Annotated in this window: 16 protein-coding genes; 11 read left to right on the top strand and 5 right to left on the bottom strand. The window is 66.0% G+C overall.

Annotated elements, in window-relative coordinates; genetic code table 11:
• Positions 1-120: 120 nt before the first annotated feature.
• From hrcA to QMG72_RS02940, 3 genes are all read left to right on the top strand, one after another.
• Positions 121-1134, top strand: a complete 1014-nt coding sequence (hrcA, locus tag QMG72_RS02930; RefSeq protein WP_226775163.1) for a heat-inducible transcriptional repressor HrcA — start codon at positions 121-123, stop codon at positions 1132-1134.
• A gap of 94 nt (positions 1135-1228) precedes the next feature.
• On the top strand, positions 1229-2356 hold the full coding sequence (dnaJ, locus tag QMG72_RS02935) for a molecular chaperone DnaJ (RefSeq protein WP_226775164.1): 1128 nt from the start codon (positions 1229-1231) through the stop codon (positions 2354-2356).
• 2 nt (positions 2357-2358) lie between these two features.
• Positions 2359-3138, top strand: coding sequence for a 16S rRNA (uracil(1498)-N(3))-methyltransferase (locus QMG72_RS02940; RefSeq protein ID WP_283479611.1), 780 nt, complete (start codon positions 2359-2361; stop codon positions 3136-3138).
• A 42-nt stretch (positions 3139-3180) separates the two neighbouring features.
• Here QMG72_RS02940 and QMG72_RS02945 read toward each other — a convergent pair whose 3' ends face one another.
• A complete protein-coding gene (locus tag QMG72_RS02945; RefSeq protein ID WP_226775166.1) occupies positions 3181-4062 on the bottom strand; it encodes a GerMN domain-containing protein in 882 nt (293 codons plus the stop codon).
• Positions 4063-4489: 427 nt separating this feature from the next.
• Between QMG72_RS02945 and QMG72_RS02950 the strand changes: the two genes are divergently transcribed.
• The 5 genes from QMG72_RS02950 to QMG72_RS02970 all read left to right on the top strand — a co-directional run bounded on the left by QMG72_RS02950 (position 4490) and on the right by QMG72_RS02970 (position 10003).
• On the top strand, positions 4490-5578 hold the full coding sequence (locus QMG72_RS02950) for a PhoH family protein (RefSeq protein ID WP_283479612.1): 1089 nt from the start codon (positions 4490-4492) through the stop codon (positions 5576-5578).
• Complete coding sequence (gene ybeY / locus QMG72_RS02955; protein WP_226775168.1) at positions 5575-6048, top strand: rRNA maturation RNase YbeY; 474 nt, start codon at positions 5575-5577, stop codon at positions 6046-6048. The genes QMG72_RS02950 and ybeY overlap by 4 nt, the downstream gene beginning before the upstream one ends.
• A gap of 20 nt (positions 6049-6068) precedes the next feature.
• A complete protein-coding gene (locus QMG72_RS02960) occupies positions 6069-7376 on the top strand; it encodes a hemolysin family protein (protein ID WP_256446875.1) in 1308 nt (435 codons plus the stop codon).
• Positions 7360-8319 carry a GTPase Era gene (gene era, locus QMG72_RS02965; RefSeq protein ID WP_226775170.1) on the top strand — a complete coding sequence of 320 codons (960 nt, stop codon included), beginning with the start codon at positions 7360-7362 and terminating at the stop codon, positions 8317-8319. Before QMG72_RS02960 ends, era begins: the two co-directional genes overlap by 17 nt.
• 103 nt (positions 8320-8422) lie before the next feature.
• A complete protein-coding gene (locus QMG72_RS02970; protein ID WP_282360627.1) occupies positions 8423-10003 on the top strand; it encodes an LCP family protein in 1581 nt (526 codons plus the stop codon).
• Between the two features lie 27 nt (positions 10004-10030).
• On the opposite strand, the gene QMG72_RS02975 is transcribed toward QMG72_RS02970, so the two are convergent.
• On the bottom strand, positions 10031-11983 hold the full coding sequence (locus QMG72_RS02975; protein ID WP_226775172.1) for a M13 family metallopeptidase: 1953 nt from the start codon (positions 11981-11983) through the stop codon (positions 10031-10033).
• A gap of 251 nt (positions 11984-12234) precedes the next feature.
• On the opposite strand from QMG72_RS02975, the gene leuA reads away from it, so the two are divergent.
• The 3 genes from leuA to QMG72_RS02990 all read left to right on the top strand — a co-directional run bounded on the left by leuA (position 12235) and on the right by QMG72_RS02990 (position 15674).
• Positions 12235-13974 carry a 2-isopropylmalate synthase gene (gene leuA, locus QMG72_RS02980; RefSeq protein WP_226775173.1) on the top strand — a complete coding sequence of 580 codons (1740 nt, stop codon included), beginning with the start codon at positions 12235-12237 and terminating at the stop codon, positions 13972-13974.
• Between the two features lie 93 nt (positions 13975-14067).
• The gene (recO, locus tag QMG72_RS02985; RefSeq protein WP_282360630.1) at positions 14068-14823 is read left to right on the top strand and encodes a DNA repair protein RecO; all 756 of its coding nucleotides are present in this window, start codon (positions 14068-14070) and stop codon (positions 14821-14823) included.
• A gap of 71 nt (positions 14824-14894) precedes the next feature.
• Positions 14895-15674: an isoprenyl transferase gene (locus tag QMG72_RS02990; RefSeq protein ID WP_502913745.1), complete on the top strand. Its 780-nt coding sequence runs from the start codon at positions 14895-14897 to the stop codon at positions 15672-15674.
• A gap of 39 nt (positions 15675-15713) precedes the next feature.
• Here QMG72_RS02990 and QMG72_RS02995 read toward each other — a convergent pair whose 3' ends face one another.
• The 3 genes from QMG72_RS02995 to QMG72_RS03005 are packed head-to-tail and all read right to left on the bottom strand — an operon-like array spanning position 15714 to position 19450.
• Positions 15714-16751, bottom strand: a complete 1038-nt coding sequence (locus QMG72_RS02995) for an alpha/beta hydrolase (protein WP_226775175.1) — start codon at positions 16749-16751, stop codon at positions 15714-15716.
• Positions 16748-17743: an alpha/beta hydrolase gene (locus QMG72_RS03000; protein ID WP_226775176.1), complete on the bottom strand. Its 996-nt coding sequence runs from the start codon at positions 17741-17743 to the stop codon at positions 16748-16750. Before QMG72_RS03000 ends, QMG72_RS02995 begins: the two co-directional genes overlap by 4 nt.
• A gap of 9 nt (positions 17744-17752) precedes the next feature.
• Positions 17753-19450 (bottom strand): FAD-binding dehydrogenase, encoded by a 1698-nt coding sequence (locus QMG72_RS03005; RefSeq protein ID WP_283479614.1) that lies wholly within the window; start codon positions 19448-19450, stop codon positions 17753-17755.
• Positions 19451-19467: the final 17 nt, after the last annotated feature.

Consider the following 19467-nt stretch of genomic DNA (forward strand, 5'->3'; position numbering starts at 1 on the left):
ATTAGACTGGTTAGCACTTAGGCATGTCGAGTGCTAGCCACTGTGTGCCCGGACACTGTGTGTCCGGCGCGTGCGGCGGGCGGTGGCATCGAATGCGGGACGGTCGACAGGAGGTGGAGCGTGAGCGAACCACGCAAACTCGAAGTGCTGCGCGCCATCGTGGAAGACTACGTCCATTCACGCGAACCCGTGGGATCCAAAGCCCTCGTGGAGCGGCACCACCTCGGCGTGTCCAGTGCCACGATCCGCAACGACATGGCGGCCCTGGAGGACGAGGGGCTCATTACGGCACCGCACACCAGTGCCGGGCGAATCCCGACGGACAAGGGCTACCGGCTTTTTGTGGACCAGATTTCGGCGGTCAAACGGCTTTCGCCGGCCGAACGCCGGGCCATCCAGGCCCTGCTGGAAGGCTCTGAGGACCTCGACGACGTCCTGGACCGGACCGTGCGGCTGCTCTCGCAGCTGACCAACCAGGTCGCCGTTGTGCAGTACCCCCATCTGAGCCGGGCCAAGGTGCGGCACGTCGAATTTGTCCTGCTGGCGCCCCGTAAAGTACTTGCGGTGCTCATCGCGGACACCGGGAAGGTGGAGCAACGCGTCATTGACGTGGGGCACGATCTTTCGGATGAGGCCTTGTCGGAGCTGCGCACGCGGTTCCTCGGCGGCATCTCAGGGACCCCGCTGAACCTCTTGCCGCAGTCGCTGCACTCGGTGATCGGCAACTGCCCGCCCGCGCGTCGCAGCGCCGCCCAGGCGCTGGCCCGCGGCATTGAGGCTCTGGCCGCCAGCAGCCGCGAGGACCGGATGGTCATGGCCGGAACCGCGAACCTGGCCCGGTCAAACGTGGACTTCCCGCTGAGCATCGGCCCCGTGCTGGAAGCCCTGGAGGAACAGGTGGTGATGCTTCGCCTGCTCGGCGACATGGCAGCTGACCCCCGGGGCGTGACGGTGAGCATCGGCAGAGAAAATCCTTACGACGGACTCGCCGAGGCCTCGGTGGTGGCCACCGGCTACGGCCCGGACGCGACGGCGAAAGTCGGAGTGCTGGGCCCCACCCGGATGGATTACCCGACGACCATGGCCGCCGTCCGGGCGGTCGCACGCTACCTTTCCCGGATTCTCGGTCCCTGACGGACCGCGTCCACCCGCAACCGACCGGCCCGCGGGGCCGGCATCAGACTTCGTGCCCCTTAACAGGCAGTACTACCAGGAAGAGATAACAACTTTGAGCAGCCACTACGACGTTCTTGGAGTCTCCCGCGAAGCCACGGGAGAAGAGATCAAGAAGGCTTACCGCAAGCTGGCGCGGACCCTCCACCCGGACGTGAACCCGGGGGACGACGCCTCTGAGCGGTTCAAGGCGGTCACGCACGCCTACGAGGTACTCTCCGATCCGCAGAAGCGCCGGATCTACGACACCACGGGCAACGAAAACGGCAACGCCAACGGCTCCGGCGGCGGCAGCTACTCCGGCCAGGGCTTCGCTTTCCAGGACATTTTCGAGACGTTCTTCGGTGCCGGCGGCCAGGCCGGACCGGCATCCAGGATCCGCCGCGGCCAGGACGCCCTGATCAGCGTCCGGATCGAGCTCCGCGACGCCGTTTTCGGCGTCAACAAGAAGCTCGAAGTCGACACGGCCGTCACCTGTCCCAGCTGTGAGGGTTCCTGCTGCCGCGAAGGCAGCCACCCGGAACGCTGCGACATCTGCGGCGGCAGCGGCCAGGTGCAGCGCGCTGTCCGTTCCATCCTCGGCCAGGTGATGACCACGGCACCCTGCGGTTCCTGCGAGGGCTTCGGTACGGTCATCAAGGATCCCTGCAACGAATGTGCCGGCCAGGGCCGGATTCGCAGCCGTCGGTCCCTGACCGTGAAGGTCCCCGCCGGCGTCGCCACCGGCACCCGCATCCAGCTCTCCGGCCAGGGCGAGGCCGGACCTGCCGGCGGTCCCGCCGGGGACCTCTACGTCGAGATCCGGGTCAAGGAGGACGCCACCTACATTCGCGACGGCGACGACCTGCACGCGAGCCTGAGCATCCCGATGACGGCGGCCGCACTCGGCACCGAACTGACCCTCGACACCTTCGACGGCCAGCAGGAGATTGACGTCAAGGCCGGCACCCAGTCCGGTGAAGTTATGACACTTAGGGGCCTCGGCGTAACCCACCTGCGCGGCTACGGCCGCGGGGACCTGAAGGTTCATCTTCAGGTCGACACCCCCGCCCGGCTCGACGCCGCCCAGGAGGATTTGCTTCGGCAGTTGGCCAAGTTGCGCGGCGAACAGTTCAGCGAAGGGAAGCTTGCCGCGAGCGGCGGGGTCTTCGCCAAGCTGCGGGACCGGTTCGGTAACCTGTAGGCGTGAGTAACCCGGTCTTTTTTACTGCCCCCGGTACCCTGGACGGGCTGGCCCCGGGATCGCTCTTTGTCCTTGACGGTCCGGAGGCGCGCCATGCGGTGACGGTTAAGCGCCTCGGCATCGGGGAGTCCGTTGACATCGCCGACGGCGCCGGAAAGCGTCTCACCGGCGCCGTGGCGGCTGTCGCAGCCGCCGAACTGACGGTGAAGTGCGCCGTCCTTGCCGATGAACCCCGGCCCGGGACCCGGCTGGTCCTGGTCCAGGCCCTCGCGAAAGGCGACCGGGATGAATTGGCCGCCGAGACCGCCACTGAGCTGGGGATCGACGCCGTGGTGCCCTGGCAGGCTGAACGCTCGATTGTCCGCTGGAAGGCGGACCGTGCGGCCAAGGCCCATGCCAAGTGGCAATCGGTGGTTACCGCCGCGGCCAAGCAGGCGCGCCGTGCTTGGATTCCCGAAGTCCGCCCCGCCGTCGACAGCGCCGCACTGCAGGGGGCCGTGGCGGCCGCCGACCTCGCCATCATCTTGCATGAGGACGCCGTGCGTCCGCTGCGGCAGGTGCTGGAGGCCTGGGAAGGTACCGGGGCCACCGGTGGCAGCGCCGGCAGCTACCGGGAGATACTTTTGATTGTGGGACCGGAAGGTGGCATCAGCCCGCGGGAAGTGACACGGCTCTGCGACGCCGGTGCCGTAACAGCCCTGCTCGGCCGGCATGTACTTCGCTCGTCCACGGCCGGGCCCGCCGCGACTGTCCTGGCCAGCGATATTCTGGGCCGCTGGTAGCGCGGCGACGCTCCGGATTGCTGCCCGGCGCTGCGGTGTTGACTACTTGACCGTGAACCCGCGGGTATCAACGTTCAGGTCCTCGGCCGGGTTACTGTCTTCCAGCTGGGATACCCGAACCTCGTAGCGGCCCGGCCCCAAGTTGACCGACAGGCTGAAGGCGCCCGACTGGTCGGCCTCGGCGGCGGCTGTGAGGGTCCCGTTCAGGTATGTTGTCTCGACGCTGCCGTTGACGCGCAGAATCTCCCAGCGAAGCTTTCCGCCCGGGGCGGTGCTGCGGCCGGAGATCTTTACCGCGCCGTCCGCGGCGGTGGTGCCTTCCTGCGGATCAATGATCCAGACGGGAGCGACCATTCCGACGCTGCGCGAGGTCGGGGAGCCCAACCGGACGTGGTTGAAGGCAACGTAGTCGGTGTGCCCGTCCACCAGCACCACCACCTGGATCTGCTGGCCGGAGTCGACCAGTCCGGCGCTGGCCGCGGCTGCTGTCGCTGTGTAGACGAGCTGCTGGATTGCGCGCTCAGCCATGGCCGGGTCCAGGTTGCTGTTAAACGCGTCGGCGGACATGTCCACGGTGATGACGTTTTTACCCGAGATGGAGCTTGCGAGTTTTTTGGGGTCCTGCCACGGGGTGAAGAAGTCCGGGTCGAGCGGTTTCTGTGAGGTCATAACGCGCAGCGCCCGGGTGACCGGGTTGTCCTGTTCCGTAACGTCACGGAACTCCCGGTACAGGAAGGTGCTGTTGTTGCTTCGGCCGATCCAGTACACCGGCGCCTTGTTGGACGCTTGGGTCGTTTCCAGCGGGGCACTTGTGGTGGGCGGGGATGCCTGGGGCGCGAGGGCTTGCGACGGCGAGGCTGAGTCTGTGATCCCGGCTTGGGGGGTCGCCACGCAGCCGGAGAGGGTGAGCGCGGCGGGCAGCATCAGCAGCAGCGCGGCCCGGCGGGTACGCCTGCCTGCTGTTGCCTGCCCAATCCCGGCTTGCCTGATGGCTGCTGCCCTTTCTGCTCGGTTCCTTCGTGCCCAAGCCTCTGCCCGGCCGGATGAAAATGCCGTGCGAAGGCATTTTCCAGCATTGCATACAGGTCTGGCGCGGAGAGCTGGAATGGGCAGGCGGGCCCGAACTGCAACGGGAACGATATACGGCCGATATATACCTGATACCTAAAGCCCGTTCGCGGCAGGGCGGGGCAGCGCAGAGGCGGACACCCCGGGCGACGTGTCCACGGCGCTGGCGTAAGATGGAGCTACCCGTTGCCCCGGCCGCGGACGGCGAGCATCGCCGTCGGACCGGATCGCGGAACAGACCATTTCCGAACTGGAGGGGACCAGGGGCCCGCGGGCCAAGACCATGACTGAAGCAGCGAACGGCAAGTCCCGGATCAGCGACGCAGAGCGCTCCGCAGGTGAATTTCCCCACTCCCTACCAGGGCTGCGGACGGAGGTAGTCCTGTTCGATAATTCCGATCAGATGGTCCAGTCCCTCGGCAGCCATGATGAAGCCCTTCGCTTCATCGAGACGCAGTTCCCGGCTGTCGATTTCCACGTCCGCGGCAACGAACTTGCGATCAGCGGTTCGGCGGCGGATGTGCCGCGGATCATGCGGCTGCTCAACGAGGTCCGTGGCCTTGTCGCCCGCGGCACAGTCATCACTCCGGCTGTCCTGCAGCAGCTTGTGTCGATGCTCCGAAGCCAGTCGCTGCAGAGCCCGGTCGAGATACTCACGCACAACATTCTCTCCAGCCGCGGGAAGACAATCCGGCCGAAAACGCTGAACCAGAAGAACTACGTAGACGCCATTGACGCCAATACCGTGATCTTCGGCATCGGTCCGGCCGGTACCGGCAAAACGTACCTGGCGATGGCCAAAGCCGTCCAGGCTCTGCAGCAGAAGGAAGTCACGAGAATTATCCTGACCCGGCCCGCCGTCGAGGCGGGGGAGCGCCTCGGCTTCCTGCCGGGCACACTCAGCGACAAGATCGACCCCTACTTGCGTCCGCTCTATGATGCCCTGCACGAAATGATGGACCCCGAATCCATTCCGCGGCTGATAGCGGCCGGCACCATCGAGGTTGCCCCGCTCGCGTACATGCGCGGACGGACGCTCAATGACGCCTTTATTATTCTGGACGAGGCGCAGAACACCACGCCGGAGCAGATGAAGATGTTCCTCACCCGGCTGGGATTCGGCTCCAAAATGGTGGTCACCGGTGACGTTACCCAGGTGGACCTGCCTTTTGGGACCAGGTCCGGCCTCCGGATCGTGGAGGACATCCTGCGGGGCATCGACGACGTCAATTTCACAGTCCTGGACGCCTCCGACGTCGTCCGGCACCGCCTGGTGGGAGACATCGTCAACGCCTACAGTGCGTGGGATGAAATCCAGAGGAACCGGGTCAAGCATTCCGTGGCCCGCGACAAGCGGGGAGAACACTCGTGAGCATCGAGGTCAACAACGAATCCGGCGTCACCGTCGATGAGGCCGAACTTGTACGGCTGTCCCGATTCATCTTCGAACGCCTGTTTATCCACCCGCAGGCCGAGCTGTCGATCTTGCTGGTGGATGAACCGGCGATGGAGAAGCTGCACATAGAACTGATGGACGAGCCGGGCTCCACGGATGTGCTCTCGGTCCCCATGGACGAGTTGACGCCGGGCACACCTGGCAAGCCCACGCCCCAGGGCATGCTTGGGGATATCGCGGTCTGCCCGCAGGTAGCCGAGGTCCAGGCAGTTAATGCCGGGCACTCCACCCAAGATGAAATGCTGCTGTTAACCACCCACGGCATCCTGCATCTGCTCGGCTTTGACCACGCCGAGCCGGAGGAGAAGGAAGAAATGTTCGGCCTCCAGCGCGAACTTCTTTCGGCCTTCACGGGTAAAGACGCGCCGTCAGAGACGATTCAGTGACGCCACTGATCGTTGCCGGCATGGCTCTTGTATTCCTGAGTTTTGCCGCCTTCCTGACCGCGGCCGAATCGGCTTTCAATTATCTTTCCCGGCACGACGCCGAAGCCGCGATCCTGAACAGCCGCGGTTCGGCGTTGAAACGGATCATGGCGCAGCCGGTGGCGCACATGCGGGCACTGCGTTTCTGGCGCATCTGGTTCGATACGGCCTCTGCGGTTGCCGTCACCGTGTTGTTGACCAGTTTGCTCGACAACGTCTGGCTGTCCGGCCTTATCGCCACGGGAGTGATGGCCCTGCTGGGCTTCGTGATTGTTGGTGTGTCCCCGCGTCAGCTCGGCCGGGTGCATTCGGCGGGTCTGGTCCGCTTCAGCGCACCGGTGATCCGCTGGCTGTGCTGGGTGCTGGGACCTATTCCCGGCTGGCTTGTGACCCTCGGCAGTGCGGTGGCCCCGGGAGCCCCCGCCGACAACGAGGCGTTCTTCAGCGAAGAGGAATTCCGTGAGCTGGTGGACCGTGCCACGGAATCGGACGTGATCGAGGACAACGAAGCCGAGCTGATCCAGTCGGTGTTCGACTTCGGCGACACACTGGTCCGCTCAGTGATGGTGCCCCGCACCGACATCCTCAGTATCGATTCCGGCTCGAGCCTGCACCGGGCCATGTCACTGTTCCTGCTCTCGGGCTATTCCAGGATCCCGGTCATCGGGGAGAACACCGACCAGGTGCTGGGCATCGTCTATCTGAAGGATGTTGCCTCGGTCATTCACAATCTCGGGGCCGACGAGGTTCCCCCCGTGGTTGACGAACTTGCCCGGGAAGTGCGCTACGTGCCGGACTCCAAGGCGGTGAGCGAACTGCTGCGCGAACTGCAGAAGGAATCGACGCACGTCGCGATCGTGATCGATGAGTACGGCGGTACCGCCGGGCTCGTTACGCTTGAGGACCTGATCGAGGAAATTGTCGGCGAAATCGTCGACGAATACGACACCGAGAGCGCCGAAGCCGTGGAACTCGGCGACGGAAGCTACCGGGTCAGTGCTCGGATGAGCATTGAAGATCTCGGCGAACTTTTCGACCTGGAGCTTGAGGACGACGAAGTGGACACCGTGGGCGGCCTGCTCGCCAAGGCCCTCGGGCGGGTGCCGATCGTCGGCAGTACCGTCGAAGTCCACGGGCTGAGGCTGCGTGCCGACCGGCTCGAGGGCCGGCGGAACCGCGTCAGCCACATCATTGCGGACGCCGTACCAAAAGTAGAAACTGACCTTGAAGACCTTCTCGACGAGGCCGCACCAATCCAACAGGGAGTCTCACGTGAGCAAGCAGAATAAGTCCGACGTCGAAGCAGCCCACGGCGGCTACCGCGCCGGTTTCGCGGTGCTCGTCGGCCGGCCCAACACCGGCAAATCGACCCTCACCAACGCGTTGGTCGGCCAGAAGGTCGCGATCACCTCGGCCAAGCCGCAGACCACGCGCCACACCATCCGTGGCATCGTGCACCGGGATGACGCGCAACTGATCCTGGTGGACACCCCGGGCCTGCACCGGCCGCGCACCCTGCTGGGGAAGAGGCTGAACGAGCTCGTCGCCGACACCCTCGCCGAGGTCGACGCGATCGGCTTCTGCCTGCCGGCCAACGAGAAGATCGGTCCGGGCGACAAGTTCATCGCGGCCCAGCTTTCGGCCATCGGCAATAAGCCCGTCATCGCCGTCGTTACGAAAGCCGACACGGTGGACCGCCAGGCTCTGACCGAGCAGCTTCTTGCCGTTGCTGCGCTGGGCCGGGAAGTTCTCGGCGAGGACGGCTGGAAGGACATCGTCCCGGTTTCCGCCGCCGACGGGTTCCAGGTCGAGACCCTTGCCGACGTCCTGATCAGCCAGATGCCGGCGTCGCCGCCGCTTTACCCCGACGGGCACCTGACGGACGAACCTGAAGCCGTTATGATTGCCGAACTCATCCGCGAAGCTGCCCTCGAAGGCGTCCGCGACGAGCTGCCGCACTCCCTTGCCGTGGTGGTTGATGAGATTGTCCCGCGTGAAGGACGCCCCGAGGACAGGCCGTTCCTTGATGTCCGGGTCAACCTCTATGTGGAGCGTTCTTCGCAGAAGGCCATCATCATCGGCAAGGGCGGCGCGCGGCTGCGTGACGTCGGCACAACAGCCCGTAAGGCGATCGAGGCGCTGCTCGGCGCCCGGATCTACCTCGATTTGCACGTGAAGGTTGCCAAGGACTGGCAGCGGGATCCGAAGCAGCTGGTGAAGCTCGGCTTCTAGCCGCCCGTCCGCTCTCCGCCGCTCCCAAAGAACCCGCCATCGGGGATTTCCCAGATTCGGACTCTAAAATGGCCTGATCCCTGTTGTGAAAGTAGGCTCCATAGTGTCTCGACCCCGAGAAGACCGCCAGGACGGTACCGGATCCCCGGTCCCGTCCGGGTCTGCTGCCCGGCATACGGTCGATCCCGCAGTGGGACCGGCGCGGCATATGGGTGCGCCCCGGCGATTGCCCGGCTGGCTGAAGATCGGGACTGCAGTGGTCTCCGTCCTGCTGGTCGGCGTTATTGCCTTCGGCGCCTACTGGGCGATTCGTTTGCAGGGCAACATCAGCAAGGCGTCGTTGGGCGCCGGCAGTGATAAAACCGAGCCCGTGGTGGACGACGCGCGGGACCGGATGCAGATCCTCATCCTTGGCTCAGACACACGCGACGGCAAGAACTCCCAGTACGGCGGCCCCGAGGATTCGACCGGTTACGGCAACTCGGACGTTATGATGCTGATGGACATTTCCGCAGACAACAAGCGCGTCAACGTCGTGAGCTTTCCGCGCGACTTGCTCGTGGATACGCCGAAATGCACCGACCAGAAAACGAAGCAGGAGTTCCCGGCCCGGCAAAACGTTATGATCAACTCGGCGATGTCGGAGGCCGGCATCGGTTGCGCCGTCGACACCGTCAACAAGCTCACCGGCCTGGAGATCGACCACTTTATGATGGCGGACTTTGATTCGGTCAAGGAACTCTCCAACACCGTCGGCGGTGTGGATGTCTGCATCAGCGACGCCGTCTTCGACCCCGATTCGGGACTCCGGCTGCCCAAGGGCACCTCGAAGGTCCAGGGCGAACAGGCGCTGGCGTTCCTCCGGGCCCGCCACGCCTTCGCCGACGGCGGCGACCTCGGCCGAATCAAGGGGCAGCAGGGCTTCCTGTCCTCCCTGGTCCGCAAAATCAAGGACGACGGCACGCTCTCCAACCCCGCCCAGATGCTTCAGATCGCAGACGTCGTCACCAAGAACCTCACAATCGATGAGGGCATGGCGTCGGTCCCGACTCTCTTGACGGTCGGAAACCGGCTGAAGAATATCGACGTTGGCAAGATCGCCTTTGTCGCTGTTCCCACCATGCCGGCCGCCAGCGACCCGAACCGGCTGGACCTGGCCGAACCCGCAGCCTCGCAGCTCTTCGCAGCGATGCGCAAGGACATCGATTTGACCGACCCGACGGCGACGCCCACCCCGTCGGGTTCACCGGATGCGAGTGCAACCGCCAGCGCGGCGCCGAGTACCAGCCCACCTGCCCCTGCTTATGACAAGGCGGTCCAGCCCGTTACAGTGGCCAACGGTTCAGGGGTCCCTGCGCGGAGCCAGGAAATCATCAAGTCCCTCACAGCAGGCGGTTTCAGCCAGCTTGCCCAGCTTGCCGCCCCGGCCGTCGTTACGACAGCGGTTTACTACGGCGCGGGATTCGAAGACGTTGCCGCGGACGTGGCCACGCTGCTGGGTGTCCCGGCGGCGCAGGTGCTCCCGGCCGCCGGTGTAAACGGTGTGCAGGTGTATCTGGGCAGCGACCTTGTGGGCGGCGCTGCGGGCGCTGACGCCCCGGTGCAACTACCCGCGGACATCGTGAATCAGACAGCCGGGGACGTCGTCTGCCAGCAGGCCAACCCGTTCCTGGTCACGCGCTAGCACGGTTAGCTCAACCGGGAAGGGCGCCTACCAGATGCTGACGCGTTCGGTGGCCGGCATCCACATACCGTCCTGCTCCGTTGTGCCAAAGGCCTCATGGAAGGCGTCGAGGTTCATGGCGATCTGGTTGGTGCGGAACTCGTTGGGCGAGTGCGGGTCCGTGGCGAGCCGGCGGACCGCTTCCTCGGTCCGGATGGCCTGGCGCCAGCCGGCAGCCCAGGACGCAAAGAAGCGCTGCACGCCGGTCAGGCCGTCCAGCACCGGCGGCTCCTGGCCGTCGAGGCTGATCAGGTACGCCTTGTAAGCAATTGTCAGCCCGCCCAGATCGCCGATATTTTCGCCGAGAGTCAGTTTCCCGTTTACGGTGTGCCCGGGCGCTGCATTGGGGGAGAGCGCATCGAACTGGGCCACCAGCCGGGAAGTCAGCGATTCAAACGCCGTCCGGTCGTCTTCGGTCCACCAGTTGCGCAGCAGGCCGCTTCCGTCGTACTGCGAGCCCTGGTCATCGAAGCCGTGGCCGATCTCGTGGCCGATTACCGCACCGATGCCGCCGTAGTTGACCGCATCGTCGGCGTCAGCGGTGAAGAACGGCGGCTGCAGGATGGCTGCCGGGAACACGATCTCATTGAGCAGCGGGTGGTAGTAGGCGTTTACGGTCTGGGGCGTCATCAGCCATTTGTCCCGGTCCACCGGCTGTCCCACCTCATCGAGGTGCCTGTCGACGTCGGCACTGTGCGCGCGCTCCACATTTCCCAGCAGATCCGACGGATCGATCTGCACTGCGGAATAGTCGATCCACTTGTCGGGGTAGCCGATTTTGGCCCGAAACGAATCGAGTTTCTTCAGCGCCTCCCGTTTGGTTTCTGCACCCATCCAGGACAGGCCGGTAATGGATTCACGGTACGCCTCGATCAGGTTCGATACCAGCGACTCCATCCTCGCCTTGTGGGTTTCCGGGAAGTGCCGGGCAACGTAGATCTGCCCGACCGCCTCGCCCAATGCGGCCTCGACGGCGGCGACCCCCCGCTTCCAGCGGTCCTTATTGCGGGGCGTACCGCTCAGGGTGGTGCCGTAGAAGGAGAAATGCGCATCGACGAAAGCGGCGGAGAGGTAGGGAGCGGCCGAGCTGATGACCCGCAATGCGAGCCACTCCTGCCAGACTGACAGCGGCTCCGAGTCCAGCAGAGACGCTGCGCCGGCAAAGAAGTCAGGGGTGCTCACAACGAGTTCGGTGCGTTTCTCCGGCGCGATTGCGGCGGCGTCGAACCACGTGGCCAGGAGCGGGAAGAGCTGCGACGCCTCATCGGCTGACTTCAGGTTGTAGGTCTTCTGCGGATTCCGCAGCGTGACCTTGTCCCAGTGGTGCGAAGCCAGGGCCGTCTCCAGAGCCACAACCCGGCCGGCCGCGTCCGCCGGTCCGGCGACACCGGCCAGGGCGAAAACGTTTGCCACATGGTCCGTGTATGCCTGGACCACCGGTGCGAACTTCTCGTCGCGGTAATACGACTCATCCGGCAGGCCCAGCCCGCCCTGGCCGGTGTACAGCAGGACCCGGTCCGGGTTTCCGGCGTCGGGAGCGGGATAGATGTAGAACAGGCCGTCCACGTCCGCCCGGAACAGGCGCCCGGCAAGCGCTACGAGTTCGGCGACCGACGGTGTGGCGAACACGTCGGCGAGCCGCTGGCGGATCGGCTCCAGTCCCTTTGATTCCACCGCGTCCTCGTCCATAAAGCTGTTGTAGAGGTCGCCGATCTTCTGCTCGATCCCGGTCGACTCCGCGCCACGGGCGGCCGCGTCCCCGATGATCTCCCGCACCGCCAGTTCCGAGCCGTCCCGCAACGCCGTGAACGTCCCTTCCAGGGACCGGTCATCCGGGATCTGGATGCTCTTGAGCCAGGTGCCGTTAATGTTCTGGTACAAGTCATCCTGAGGCCGGACAGTGGCGTCGATAGTGGACAGGTTGATTCCCGAAAGTGGCACGGATGCTCCTCTGAGAGGCAGCCCGGCGCCGCCTTGCGAAGGAAGCCGGTCTGCATGGTGGACGTTGAGAAGGTATGGCTCCTTCATCTTACGCACCCGTGTTACTGTGACATGGTGCGCGCAGAACTGCTCCTTCTTAGCTGCCGCGGCGAGGCCTCAGACGCGATCTAGCGCAAGGCCCACCCTCGCTGCGGAGTTTGTGTTGCCCGGCCACCCTTTCACCAGGAATCACAGAAAAGGCCCCGATTGTAATGCGAAACGCACAAAAGCCCTCAGGAATGCCAGTTCACCGCTACGTCCCGTTCCAGGACCTGATCACGGTAGAACTGCCGGACCGCACCTGGCCGGACAAGGTCATCACGAAGGCCCCGCGCTGGTGCGCAGTGGACCTGCGTGACGGCAACCAGGCCCTGATCGACCCGATGAGTCCCGCCCGCAAGCTGAAGATGTTCCAACTGCTGGTCCGGATGGGTTACAAGGAAATCGAGGTCGGGTTTCCGTCCGCGTCGCAGACCGACTTCGACTTCGTCCGTCAGCTCATCGAGGGCAACCACATCCCCGAGGACGTCACAATCCAGGTCCTGACCCAGGCCCGGGAGCACCTCATCGAGCGGACGTATGAATCCCTCGCCGGCGCCAGGCAGGCCATCGTGCACCTGTACAACTCGACCTCGGTCCTGCAGCGCCGGGTGGTCTTTAATCAGGACGAAGACGGCATCCTGGACATTGCCCTGCAGGGCGCGCGGCTGTGCAAGAAGTATGAAGAGACCCTGCAGGACACCCACATCACCTACGAGTATTCGCCGGAATCGTTCACCGGAACCGAGCTGGAATACGCCGTCCGGGTGTGCAACGCCATCGCCGATGTCTTCGAGGCCTCCGCCGACAGCCAGGTCATCATCAACCTGCCGGCCACGGTGGAAATGGCCACCCCCAACGTCTACGCCGACTCCATCGAGTGGATGAGCCGCAACCTGCACCCGCGGGAGGGCATCATCTTGTCCCTGCACCCGCACAATGACCGCGGCACCGGCGTCGCCGCGGCGGAGCTGGGCTACCTGGCCGGCGCGGACCGGATCGAAGGCTGCCTGTTCGGGAACGGGGAACGGACCGGAAATGTGGATCTGGTGACCCTGGGCCTGAACATGTTCGTCCAGGGCGTCGACCCGATGATTGATTTCTCCGATATCGACGAGGTGCGCCGCACGGTGGAGTACTGCAACCAACTGCCCGTAGCGGAACGTACGCCTTACGGCGGGGACCTCGTCTTCACAGCATTCTCCGGCTCGCACCAGGACGCAATTAAAAAGGGTCTCGAAGCGCTCGAAAAGGACGCCGCTGCCGCCGGCAAGGACGTGGCCGAGTACCCCTGGCAGGTCCCGTACCTGCCGGTCGACCCGAAGGACCTGGGCCGCAGTTACGAGGCCGTCATCCGGGTCAATTCGCAGTCCGGCAAGGGCGGCGTCGCGTACCTGCTGAAAAACGAGCACAACCTGGACCTGCCACGGCGTGCCCAGATCGAGTTCTCCGGTGTCATTCAGAAACAGACGGATACCGTGGGCGGCGAAGTCAGCGGGGCTCAGCTTTGGCAGGTCTTCCAGGACGAGTACCTGCCCTCCGGCGCGGCCGACGCCCAGTGGGGGCGCTACGCGCTGGGCTCATTCAGCACCGAGACGGACGAAGCCGGCTCCATGACGCTGCACGCCGCGCTCAAGGTCGACGGAACCCCGGTCCACCGCACCGGTACCGGAAACGGCCCGATCGCCGCGCTGCTGAGCATCCTGCGCGAAGACGGCGTCGACGTCCGGGTGCTGGACTACAGCGAACACGCCCTCTCCGAAGGCGGCAGCGCCCTCGCTGCGGCATACGTCGAATGCGCCGTGGGGGAACGGGTGCTGTGGGGCGTTGGGATCGACGCCAACACGTCCACCTCCTCGCTCAAGGCCGTGATCTCGGCCGTGAACCGGGCCGTCCGGGACGCCCGCGCCTAAACGGCGGGCAACTGCGCCGCCGGATCCTCCGGCGGCGCAGTGCTGCTTTCCACAACGGCAGCGATTCCGTCAACGACAGTGCGAAGATTAACCGTGGCCCAACCATCCTCCTTTTCCTCCCGCGCCTACCGTGATGACGGCGTTGTGCTGCGTACCCACAAGCTGGGCGAAGCAGACCGGATCATCACCATCCTGACCAAGCACCACGGCCAGGTCCGTGCGGTGGCCAAGGGAATCCGGCGCACCAGCAGCCGCTTCGGCGCCCGGCTGGAACCCTTTATGGTCGCGGACCTGCAGCTGATTTCCGGTCGCAGCCTCGATATTGTCACCCAAGCCGTGGCCAAGGGCGTCTACGGCGGAAACATCGCCGCGGACTACGGGCGGTACACCGTCGCGGCAGCCATGACCGAGACGGCGGAGAAACTCACCGACGTCGACGGCGAAGCGGGCACGGCCCAATATAACCTCCTGGTCGGTGCCCTGGCATCGCTGAGCCGCGGCGACCACACCCCGGAGCTCATTCTCGATTCCTACCTGCTGCGGGCCCTCGCCACCGGAGGCTGGGCACCGAGTTTTACGGACTGCGCGCGCTGCGGGGCCCGCGGTCCGCACAATGCGTTCTCGGCGCCGCTTGGCGGCATGGTGTGCGCGGATTGCCGGCCGCCGGGATCCCCGGCTCCCGCCGCGGAGACCGTTGTGCTGCTCGGCGCCCTGCTGACGGGGAACTGGACGACGGCGGACGCCTCGTTCTCCGTGCATCGGCGCGAGGCTGCGGGTCTGGTGGCGAGCTACCTGCAGTGGCATCTGGAACGTGTCCTTAAGTCCCTCAAACATGTGGAGCGAACGTAACTGTGGCCTTGGGTAAAAACGCGGCATTTGCTAAAAAGAAGAGTCCGGTCCGGCAGCGGAGCACCCCGGTGGTGAGCCCTTATCCGCACGCCTCCGGGGCCGTCGCCCCGGCCATCCCCGCGGAGTTCATCCCGCGGCACGTCGCCATTGTGATGGACGGCAACGGCCGCTGGGCCAACCAGCGGGGCCTGCCCCGGATCGAAGGACACAAAGCGGGGGAGCCTGCCTTGCTGGATGTGGTGGCCGGGGCCATCGAGCTGGGCATTGAGTACGTCAGCGTGTATGCCTTTTCCACCGAGAACTGGCGCCGCTCGCCCGAAGAAGTGCGCTTCCTGATGGGATTTAACAAGGACGTGCTACGACGCCAGCGCAACCAGCTCGATGACTGGGGTGTCCGCATCCGCTGGTCCGGCCGACGGCCCAGGCTGTGGGGCTCGGTGATCCGCGAGCTGGAGGAGGCGGAGGACTTCACCCGTGGAAACAGCACCTGCACCTTGAACATGTGTGTTAACTACGGCGGCCGTGCCGAGATCGCCGATGCGGTGTCCGCCATCGCGGAAGAGGTGGCGGCCGGGCGGCTCAAGCCGGGCGCCATCACCGAAAAGACGATCCAGAGATTCCTGGACGAGCCCGATTTGCCCGACGTTGACCTGTTCCTGCGCAGCTCCGGGGAGCAGCGGCTCTCGAACTTCATGCTCTGGCAGTCGGCCTACGCGGAGTTCGTCTTTATGGACACACTCTGGCCGGACGTGGACAGGCGTACCCTGTGGGACGCCGTCGAAATCTATGCCCAGCGGGACCGCCGCTACGGCGGCGCAGTGGACGCGGCTGCCCCTGCCGGGCCGGCCTGACCGCGGGTCCGGCAGCCCGCTGCGCGGGTGCAGGGTCAGTCAGCCCGGGTACAGGCTGAGCCAGAGCACCAGATCGTCGTAGGCCTCCCGCCGCACAGCACGGCGGGAAAGGAAGATGTCGTGGATCGCTCCCGGGTAGCGGAAGACGGCCGCCCGGCGGCCCAGGCCGAGCGCCCGGCGCGCCGTTTCCTCCACATCGATGACGGCGTCGACGTCCGTGAGTTCCTCTGACCATTCGGCCTGGATCCGGGTTCGTCCTGACAGCATCACCAGCACCGGCGACGTGATGTCGAGCCGCCGCGCCACGGCCGCGTGGCCTGCCATGACCGCCTTCGTCCAGCCCGGCCTGACGGGGAACGACTCCCTGGGCCGCCACGCGGGATCCACAGCCCATTCGCCGTGCGCCGTGCCGCTCACGCTGTCCCAGTAGCCGGGCATGCTGGGCAGGAGCAGCGGCCGGCGCGGGTCGGTGCGCGCCAACGGTTCCACCAAATGCATCGCGATGTTCCGGATCAGGCTGCTGCCCTGCAGTTCCAGCCAGGGTGCATTGAGGATCAGGGTGCCCAGCTTCCCCGGATTCCGGTCCGCCCACAGCGCCGCCACGAGGCCGCCGAGGGAATGCGCGAGCAGGTGCATCGTCGGGTCTGCGGAGCTGCCGGTGCGGCCGGCGATGTCGGAGCCGATCGCTGCCAGCGCCGCCGCAATGTCCTCGTCGTAGACTGCCAGGTCGGCCGTGTAGCCGGGGGTTTGCCAGTCCCGGAGGCTGCGTCCGAATTTCCGAAGGTCCAGGGCGTAGAAGTGGAAGCCGCTGGCAACGAGGTGATCGGCGAGCTCGGCCTGCAGGAAATAGTCAGCCCAGCCGTGGAGGTAGAGGACCACCTTCTCCGGAGCCCGGATGCCCGGGACATCCGGGCTGTGGACCGCGGTGGGGGCCGCACCTGCGCCCGGGCGGGCATGCCGCACCAGGGTCGCGACAACGGGTCCTTCGTCGTCGGAGGACAAGGGCAGCTCGAGGCTCTCAAAGCGGGCCCCCAGCACGTCCTGCCGCCAAAGCTGGGTCACCAGGGGACGGTTCATCCGGTGCTGCCATTGTCCGGACCGTAGGCCCGGAGCCAGCGGGACAGCCGGGCGTAGGCGTCGGCCCGGACGGGCGGGGCGGAGAGGAACACATCATGCAGCGCGCCGTCGATCCTTTCCAGAGTGATGCTCCGGCCCAGGCTCAAGGCACGCAGGGCGATGGTGTTAACGTCCAGAACGGCGTCGGTGCGGCGCATCGATTCCTTCCAGAACATGCCGTTGGCGCTGGCCCCGGAGATCAGCACGAGGATGGGGGCGGTGATGTTCAGTCCCCGTGCCACCCTCGTTTGGCCGGCAAGGACGGCACTGAGCCAGCCGGCGCGGACGGGGAAGGCCCGGGGCGGGCGGTAACGGTCATCGAGAGCCCATTCGCCCTCGGCCGCGCTGCTGATGCTGCGCCAGTAGAAAGCGCGTTCCGGAAGCCGGATGACGGCTTCCGGCCGGAAACGCGCGAGCGGATCCACCATGGCCCGGGCCGCACGGCGTAGGGCGGGGCTGCCGTGCATTTCCAGCCATGGGCTGTCCAGGACCAACTGAGAGACCACACGCGGGTGCCGGCTTGCCCACAGCGCCGCTATCAGCCCGCCGGTCGAATGGCCCATCAGCGCCAGCGCCGGCGGGCCGTCCGCCCCGGGGTGGAGTGCGGTGATGATCCCGATCGCCGCGGTGATCTCGGCGTCGTAGTCAGCGAGATCGGCCACATAGCCGCCGGGCGCGCCCGCACGCAGGCTCCGTCCGTGATTGTGCATGTCGAGGGCAAAAAATGCGAAACCCCGGCGGGTCCAGAATCGGGCGAGCTCGGCGTTAAAAAAATAGTCGCTCCAACCATGCAGGAAGAGCACGGCCCGGGCCGTGTCCCCTCCAGTCGAACCCGCTCCGGCCCCGGCAACGTGCCGGACCAGTGTGGCGTTCCGTTCGACGCCGTCCGGACCGGCCGCCGGGAACGTGCAGGCTTCGAAATCGCCGCCCAGAATATCGGCCACCCACTCCACGGCCGGCATCTATACCGCCGACGCCGCGGCGCGCCCGGCCGATCGGCCGGAAAAGAGGCAGCCGCCGAGGAAGGTCCCCTCTAGGGCGCGGTAGCCGTGGATGCCGCCGCCGCCGAAGCCGGCAGCTTCCCCGGCGGCGAAAAGTCCGGGGACAGGCTGCCCGGCACCATCGAGGACCCGGGACTGCAGATCTGTGTGGAGCCCGCCCAGACTTTTGCGGGTCAGCACCGAGAGCCGGACCGCCAGCAGCGGCCCGTGCCGGGGGTCCAGCATCCGGTGCGGCGGAGCCACCCGCATGACCTTGTCGGTGGTGAATCGCCGGGCGGCGCGAATGGCAGCGAGTTGCGGGTCTTTGCCCAGTCCGCTGTCGAACTGCCGGTCCCGGGACCGAATCAGCCGGTCCAGCCCGGCCGGGTCAACCAGCGGCAGGCCGGTGAGCGAGTTCATGGCGGCCGCCAGCCCGGCGGGAGTGTCCGCCTGCAGGAAGTCGACCCCGCGGTCCAGGAAGCGCTGCAGTGGGCTGTCGTTCCCGGGCCCGAGCCGGGACGCCAGCAAGCGGAGGTCCTTGCCGGTGAGGTCGGGATTTTGTTCTGAGCCGGAGAGCGCAAACTCCTTGCGGGCGATGGTCCTGTTCAGGACGAACCAGGAATGCTCGTGGCCCGTTCCCAGGATGTGGCGCAGAGCCCCCAGCGAGTCGAACCCCGGAAACAGGGGAGCTGGGAGCATCTGTCCGCTGGCGTCAAGCCACAGCGATGAGGGTCCGGGCAGGATCCGGATTCCGTGCTGTGGCCAGACCGGCGAATGATTCCGGATCCCTTCGGGGTAGTGCCACATCCGGTCCCCATTAATGAGCCGGCCTCCGGCGCGGGCAGCGGCAGCCAGGAACTCGCCATCAACGGACGCCGGCACGCCGCTCAGCATCGTCCCGGGTGCCCGGCCGTCCGGCCACTGCTGCCGGACGGTGGTGTGGTTGCCGCCGATCCCGCCGGTGGTCACCACTATTGCGGCGCCTGATGCTTCAAAGCTGCCGACGGCGACGCGCGAGGAGGCTTCGCCGCGGGCCGCACCGCTGGGTTCCAGGATCTCGCCGTGCACACCAGTGACTCGTCCCGCCACGGTCACCAGGTCGGCGGCGCGGTGGCGGAAGTGGAAGGTGACCCGCCCCGAGGCCTCGCCTTCTCGCAGCTTTGCCAGGAACGGCGCCACCAGGGCCGGCCCGGTGCCCCAAACGACGTGGAAACGCGGCACCGTGTTGCCATGGCCGTCGGGGCCGTACCCGCCGCGTTCGGCCCATTGCACGAGCGGGAACAACTTCACCCCCAGCGAAGCGAGCCAGGCACGTTTTTCCCCTGCGGCGAAGTCCACGTACGCGGCGGCCCAGTCCATGGCCAGGGTATCTTCGCTCCGGTCGAAGGCGGCAGAGGACATCCAGTCGGCCAGTGCAAGGCCGGCGCTGTCCCTGACGCCAAGACGGCGCTGTTCAGGGGAGTCCACGAGGAACAGCCCGCCGAATGACCAGTGTGCCTGGCCGCCGGCGGAGGCCGCGGGTTCCTGGTCGAGCACGGCAACCCGGCGGCCGGCGGCGTAAGCCTGGGCCGCGGCCACGAGGCCCGCAAGGCCTGCACCCACCACGATGACGTCGGCGTCGATCACCGATCCGGCCGCCCGCACAGGGACCGGGGTCGGGGCGCCATTGTCTCTGCTCATGGCTTCATGCTAGCGCC

Source organism: Pseudarthrobacter sp. PH31-O2 (genome assembly GCF_030063265.1).
Lineage (GTDB): Bacteria > Actinomycetota > Actinomycetes > Actinomycetales > Micrococcaceae > Arthrobacter.

Coding starts and splice junctions, on each gene's coding strand:
- QMG72_RS02945 (WP_226775166.1), bottom strand. CDS start 4,062: ATGCTGCCCGCCGCGCTCACCCTCTCCGGCTGCGTGGCGACCCCCCAA.
- QMG72_RS02995 (WP_226775175.1), bottom strand. CDS start 16,751: ATGAACCGTCCCCTGGTGACCCAGCTTTGGCGGCAGGACGTGCTGGGG.
- QMG72_RS02960 (WP_256446875.1), top strand. CDS start 6,069: ATGGCTCTTGTATTCCTGAGTTTTGCCGCCTTCCTGACCGCGGCCGAA.
- QMG72_RS03005 (WP_283479614.1), bottom strand. CDS start 19,450: ATGAGCAGAGACAATGGCGCCCCGACCCCGGTCCCTGTGCGGGCGGCC.
- leuA (WP_226775173.1), top strand. CDS start 12,235: ATGCGAAACGCACAAAAGCCCTCAGGAATGCCAGTTCACCGCTACGTC.
- QMG72_RS02950 (WP_283479612.1), top strand. CDS start 4,490: ATGACTGAAGCAGCGAACGGCAAGTCCCGGATCAGCGACGCAGAGCGC.